The organism is Streptomyces sp. NPDC006265 (assembly GCF_040613555.1).
GTDB lineage: Bacteria > Actinomycetota > Actinomycetes > Streptomycetales > Streptomycetaceae > Streptomyces.
Map to the genome: position 1 here is coordinate 1 of NZ_JBEXSH010000549.1, position 6,044 is coordinate 6,044.

5 protein-coding genes are annotated in these 6,044 nt (G+C 70.9%); 4 read left to right on the plus strand and 1 reads right to left on the minus strand.

Annotated elements, in window-relative coordinates; all coding sequences use genetic code 11:
• From ABZ281_RS33455 to ABZ281_RS33465, 3 genes are all read left to right on the plus strand, one after another.
• Window positions 1–1,543: non-ribosomal peptide synthetase (locus ABZ281_RS33455; protein ID WP_356661633.1), on the plus strand; the 1,543-nt coding region annotated here is incomplete at its 5' end.
• A 5-nt stretch (window positions 1,544–1,548) separates the two neighbouring features.
• Window positions 1,549–2,325 (plus strand): hypothetical protein, encoded by a 777-nt coding sequence (locus tag ABZ281_RS33460; protein ID WP_356661635.1) that lies wholly within the window; start codon window positions 1,549–1,551, stop codon window positions 2,323–2,325.
• Window positions 2,307–3,371, plus strand: coding sequence for a phosphopantetheine-binding protein (locus ABZ281_RS33465; protein ID WP_356661637.1), 1,065 nt, complete (start codon window positions 2,307–2,309; stop codon window positions 3,369–3,371). Before ABZ281_RS33460 ends, ABZ281_RS33465 begins: the two co-directional genes overlap by 19 nt.
• Here ABZ281_RS33465 and ABZ281_RS33470 read toward each other — a convergent pair.
• The gene (locus tag ABZ281_RS33470) at window positions 3,354–4,154 is read right to left on the minus strand and encodes an alpha/beta fold hydrolase (RefSeq protein ID WP_356661639.1); all 801 of its coding nucleotides are present in this window, start codon (window positions 4,152–4,154) and stop codon (window positions 3,354–3,356) included. The two genes, ABZ281_RS33465 and ABZ281_RS33470, sit on opposite strands and share 18 nt — an antisense overlap.
• Window positions 4,155–4,827: 673 nt before the next feature.
• On the opposite strand from ABZ281_RS33470, the gene ABZ281_RS33475 reads away from it, so the two are divergent.
• On the plus strand, window positions 4,828–6,044 hold a 1,217-nt coding region (locus ABZ281_RS33475), incomplete at its 3' end, for a polyketide synthase (protein ID WP_356661641.1).

Below are 6,044 nucleotides of genomic sequence, written 5' to 3' on the forward strand. Positions count from 1 at the left end.
GGTCGCCCAACTGGCGGCCAGGCGCGCCGGGGCCGCCTACCTGCCCCAGGACCCGGCCCTCCCGGACGGGCGCATCGAGTCGGTCCTCCACGACGCTCGGCCCTTCGCCGTGCTGGCCCAGCCCGATCTGCGCCACCGGGTGCACCCCTCGGTGCCCGCGCCGCAGGACGCGTTCTCCGGCCCCCAGCGAGAGCCGCGACCGGCCCGGTCGGCCCTCGCGTACGTCATCTACACCTCCGGCTCGACCGGGACGCCGAAGGGCGTGGAGGTCGCTCACGCCAGTCTGGTGAACCTGCTGGACTGGCACGGCGAGACCTACGAGACGGGGCCCGGCACCCGTGTGGCCGCCTTCGCGGGCCTGGGGTTCGACGCCTCCGTCTGGGAGACCTGGGCGGCGCTCGCCAGCGGCGCGACCCTCGTCCTGCCCGCCGAGCCCATGGGCGCCGACGTGCCCGCCATCGCGGACTTCCTCCGAGAGCACGCGATCGAGCAGTGCTTCCTCAGCACCCCGATCGCCGAGGAACTGATCGGATCCGATACGCCCCCGCCCTCCCTGCGGGTCCTGCTGACCGGCGGCGACCGGCTGCGGGTGCGGCCGAGCGCCTCGTTCCCCGCCGCGGTCCACAACCACTACGGCCCCACCGAGGCGACCGTCGTCACGACCGCCAGCGGGGACTTGCGCGGCACCGGCGACCCGGGCAGCCCACCGGTCATCGGCACCCCCATCACGGGCGCGCGCGTCCGGCTGGTCGACCACCGGGGCCAAGAGGTCACCGGCCCCGGCGCGACCGGAGAACTCCTCATCGGAGGGGCGGTGCTGGCCGCCGGATACCGAGGTGACACCGCCCTCACCGAGGAGAAGTTCGGTACGGCGGCCCCTGCCACCGACGCCACCGAAGGCGGATCCGGCACCACCGAGCGCTGGTACGCGTCGGGGGACGTCTGCCGCTGGACGGACTCCGGTGACCTCGAGTTCGTCGAACGGCGCGACGCCCAGCTGAGCGTCCGCGGCAACCGCGTCGAACCCGCCGAGATCGAGCACACCATGCTGACGGTGGCAGAGGTCAGCCAGGCCGCCGTCGTGTTGTGCGACGACGGCGCGGGAGGCTCCCTGGCCGCCTTCTACTGCGGCGGGGCCGGCGCGGAGACGGTGCAGGAAGCGCTGACGCAGAGGCTACCCGGGTACATGGTGCCCTCCCGCGTCCAGCGGCTGGACGCCATGCCGCTCACCCTGAACGGCAAGATCGACCGCAAGGCCCTGTCGGAGGTTCCGGCCGAACCCGCCCAGCGGCCCGAGGCGGCCTTCCGGCCCGGCTCCACCGAGGAGGGCATCGCCGAGATCTGGACCGATCTGACCGGCATCGCGCCGGGCGCCAGTGACAACTTCTTCGACGTCGGCGGGCATTCGCTGCTCGCCGCCCGCATGATCGGCAAGGTGCGCGACAGGTTCGGCGTCAAGGTGGGCCTCCAGGCGGTCTTCGACCATCCGGTCCTGGCTGACTTGGCGGCGGCGGTCGACGCGGCACCGAAGAACGGAGACTGAAACCGATGTCCGGCAACACGCCTCCCCACGACGGCCGACCGGTCGTCGTCATCGAGTTCGGCAACGAGATCCCGCCCCGCAGCTTCGACCCCGTGCTTCCGCCCGAACTGCACGCCCACCGCCTCCGGATCGATCCCCTGCGCTATCCCGGGCTCGCCGAGACGGTCCCCGACCTGGCGACCCAGGCACGGCACTGGGCGGCCGAGATCGCGGCCGCCGCCCCGCCGCGGGCCGTGCTCGCCTACTGCTCCGCCGTCGAACTGGCGCACCTGCTGGCCGGCGAACTGCCCGTGCCCGGCATACCGCTCATCGTCCTCGACCCCGTGCTCCCCGGCCCCGGCACGCCCCGGGAGCTGTTGCTGGACCTGGCCCTGGACATGGACGACACGCTGGACCCCGCCGAAGTGCCCGAGATCACCGGCCTCCCGGCGTCCGAGGCGCTGCGGCAGGCGAGCGTCTTCCTGCGCTCCCTCGTCACCCGGACCGCGCCCGACCTGGACGAGGACATCGCCGACGAGCTGACGCAGGCGCAGCGGGCCTGGCTCGGCTTCACGCTGTCCGCCGCGACCGAACGCACCGCCCCGCCGAAGCTCGGTCACGTCATCCTCAGTGAGGGCTCCGCGTGGCCGGACTCCGACGCGCTGTCAGTGCACCACACCGGACTGAATGTGAAGGAATTGTTCGGCACTCCGGTGGTGACGCCGCTGCTGTCGGAACTCCTCTCGGCCCCGGCGGCCGGGAGCGAACGGGGGAAGGAAACGCCGTGCAGTCGCACTTCGTAGAACGGGACGCCGCCGAGGCCGTCGTCGCCGCCCAGTGGTCCCGGGTGCTGGGCCGGCCGCCCGCCTCCCTGGACGCCGACTTCTTCGGATCGGGCGGGTCCTCCCTGCTCGCCGCGAAGCTGGTATCCGCACTGAGGGGCGCTCTCGGCACCCGGATTCCGCTGAAGACGCTGTTCGAGGCCCCCACGTTCGGCGGTCTCAGCGCCCGCATCAGGAACGACACCCCCGGCTCCGGCGGCCGACTGCTCACCCTCAATCCGTCCGGCGCCGGTGCCCCCCTGCTGCTGGTGCCGGCGGCGAGCGGCGGTGTCATCGGCCTCCACCGCTTCGGAGGTGACCCGATCGACCGCCCCGTGCTCGGTCTGCAGGCCCGCGGTCTCGACCCGGCCGAGGGCGAGCCGTGCGGAACGCTCGAGGAGATCGTCGAGGACTTCACCGAAGTCTTGGAGAAGGCGGACGCGCCGCGCAGCCTGCACCTGGCCGGATACTGCGTGGGAGGCATCCTCGCCTACGAACTGGCTGCCGGACTGCTGCGGCGCGGATGGGAGGTGCGCTCCGTCGTCCTGCTCAACACCTCCCTGTACTGCCCGCCGCTGACGGTGGCCGAAGCCGCCGGGGAGAAGCTCCTGTCCGTCGCGCACGAGGCGGGCATCGCGATACCGCAGGGCCAGGAGCCGGACGCCGCCGAGGTGTACCGCGCCGTCGGCTCACAGGGCCCGGACCCCATCGAGACCGACTTCGCGGAGTTCCAGGCGGGACTGCGGGTCTTCGGCTCCGTCGGGTCGGCGGTGTCGGGCTATGTGCCCGAGCCGGGCGACTTCGCCGTGCGGTTGTTCTCGACCGACGACCGGGACGACCCGTCGGACGTCGAGCGCACCCTCCACCCGGTGACCGACTGGCCCGACCTCGGGCTGGCCGACTACCAGCAGTACCAGGTGCCCGTCGACCATTTCGAGATGATCGTGCACGAGCCGACCCTGAAGGCCGTCGAAAACGCGCTGAAGGACATCGACGACGGCCGGAAGAGATCAGAGCGAACGGTGTGAAGAATCCCGCCCGGGCTCCCGGCCGGGCTGGAGGAGGCGCTTTGCCATTTCCGCGAGAAGGGGCTGCCGCGACGCATGCAGGAAAAAGTGGTCACCGGGCAGGACCACCGAGTCGAGCTCTCCCTCCACCAACTCGGACCACTGCTGGAGGTGGTGCATTCCCACACCCGGATCGTTTGCCCCACCGAAAACCGTCACCGGTGCGCCCGGCGACTTGCACGGCAGAAAGGAATAGCGTGAGAGCATCGCATAGTCCGCCCTTACGGTAGGCAACAGCATCCGCATGAAGTCGGCATTCCGGAGAATCTCCTCCGGTGTTCCGTTCATCAGGCGGAGTTCCTCGATGAGTTCCGCTTCCGGAAGGGTGTGAAGGTCCCGCCGACCGTCGTGCACGGCGGGCAGTGCGCGGCATCCCGAGAGGAACATGTGCATCGGTTCGACGTCGTGCTCCTCACGTAGCACGCGGGCCGCCTCCCAGCAGACGATCGCCCCGAGACTGTGTCCGAACAGGGCAAACGGCTCCTTTGAGTGCTCCAGAAGCTCCGGGACGACGGCGTCCAGAGTCGCCTGCAGGGTGTCGACCGGGTCCTCGAACAGCCGGTCCTCGCGGCCCGGCGGCTGAACGGCGTGGACGTCGATCTCATCCGGCAGCAGCTCGGCCCAGCCCCGGAATGTGGAAGCACCGCCGCCCGCATAAGGGAAACAGAACAGCCGTATGCGTCCGGGGGGATTCGTCCGCGATAGGCGGTGGATCCACGGGCGGCTGTGCGGATTGCCGTTCATGTGTGTCCTCTTTCCGTTTCCGGTCCGGCTCATCGGCCAGAACAGCGTGCCACAGAGCCGCCTCCGGGGCGAGCACGAGGAAGGAATTACGGGCACTTTCACCTTCTATTGGCCACGTCACACCAGGTGCCATTGTGGCCCGTGGGATCCTGCGTTAGTCTCGCAGCCGGTCGACATGTGCTGCGAACACCGAGCGATGGGCCGTCGAGCAGCATCGATTTCCTGCTCTCGAGATTCTCGAGAGCAGCCGTTGGGGGACTGAGTGCGGTACGGGGCAACAAACGCCGATGGAGCCAGGACCTCCGGAAAGACCGTCCGGAGGGTGTGCGGTGCGACGGGTCGGGTCCTCCCTCTTCGCCGGGGCGGTGACCGGCCCCTTCCGCTGCCGTCGAGATGGGAACCGGCCTCGTGCCCATCGAGTCCCCTCGGCGCACGGAAGCTCGTCACCTCCGGCACCGGTGACACCGCCGCCGCGCTCACCACACCGGCCGCCACGGGCCGTGCCACGAGAGCCGCTCGACGAGGTTCCCGGTGGATCTGACGGGCCGGCAACGGCCCGCCCGAGGCGCGGGCGACCCCCGCGGCGGGGAGCGCCCGGGCCACCACCGCGACGACAGCAGGCCGCAGGGCCTCGGCAGCACCGATGGACGCGTGCAGGACGGAGGGAGCAGTGGTGAGCGACACGAACGACGAGGGGTTCGACGACCCGTCCATGCCGGAAGGCGTCGCCATCATCGGCATGTCCGGCCGCTTCCCGGGCGCCCGGGACCTGACCGAGTTCTGGTCGAACCTGCGCGACGGCGTCGAGTCCGTCGTGGAGTTCGGCGACGACGAACTGCTGGCGGCCGGGGTCGACCCCGAGGAGTCCCGGCAACCGCACTACGTGAAGGCGGGCCCCTCGTTCGAGGGCATCGGCCTGTTCGACGCGGAGTTCTTCGGCTACACCGCCCGGGAAGCCAAGATCATGGACCCGCAGCACCGGCTGTTCCTGGAGACCGCCTGGGAGGCGCTGGAGCACGCGGGCCTCGACCCGGCCCGATACCGGGGCACGGTCGGGGTCTTCGGAGGCGCGAGCAGCAGCGCGTACATCGGGAACGTCGTCAGCAACATGGACGGCGGGGAGAACATCCGCGGGGAGAACGTGGGCCTCGGCAACGAGCTGGCGTTCCTGACCACGCGGGTCTCGTACAAACTCGACCTCAGGGGACCGAGCTACCCCGTCCAGACGGCCTGCTCCAGCTCGCTGGTCGCCCTGCACACCGCCTGCCAGAACCTCCTGGGCTACGAGTGCGACGTGGCGCTGTCCGGCGGGGTCGCGTACAAGGTCCCGGAGAAGACGGGCTACCCCTACCAGGAAGGCGGCTTCCTCTCGCCGGACGGCCACGTCCGGCCCTTCGACGCCGCCGCCCGGGGCACGGTCTTCGCCAACGGCGTGGGGGTGGTCGCGCTGAAGCGACTGTCGGACGCCCTCGCCGACGGAGACACCGTCCACGCCGTGATCAGGGGCACCGCGGTCAACAACGACGGTGCCGTGAAGGCGAGTTTCTCCGCGCCGAGCGTCGCGGGGCAGGCCGCGGTGATCGCGGAGGCCCTGGCGACGGCCGGGGTGGAGCCGGGGGACATCGACTACGTGGAGGCGCACGGCAGCGGCACCGTGATCGGGGACTCGATCGAGATCCAGGCCCTGTCGCGGGCCTTCGCCGGCGCGTCGGGCACCTGGCGGATCGGCTCGGTGAAGTCCAACGTGGGACACCTGGACGCCGCCGCCGGGATGGCCGGACTGCTGAAGACCGTGCTGGCCCTGCGTCACGAGGAACTCCCCGCGTCCCTCAACCACGTGGAGGGCAACAAGGACGTCGACTTCGCGGGCGGGCCGTTCCGGGTGCACAC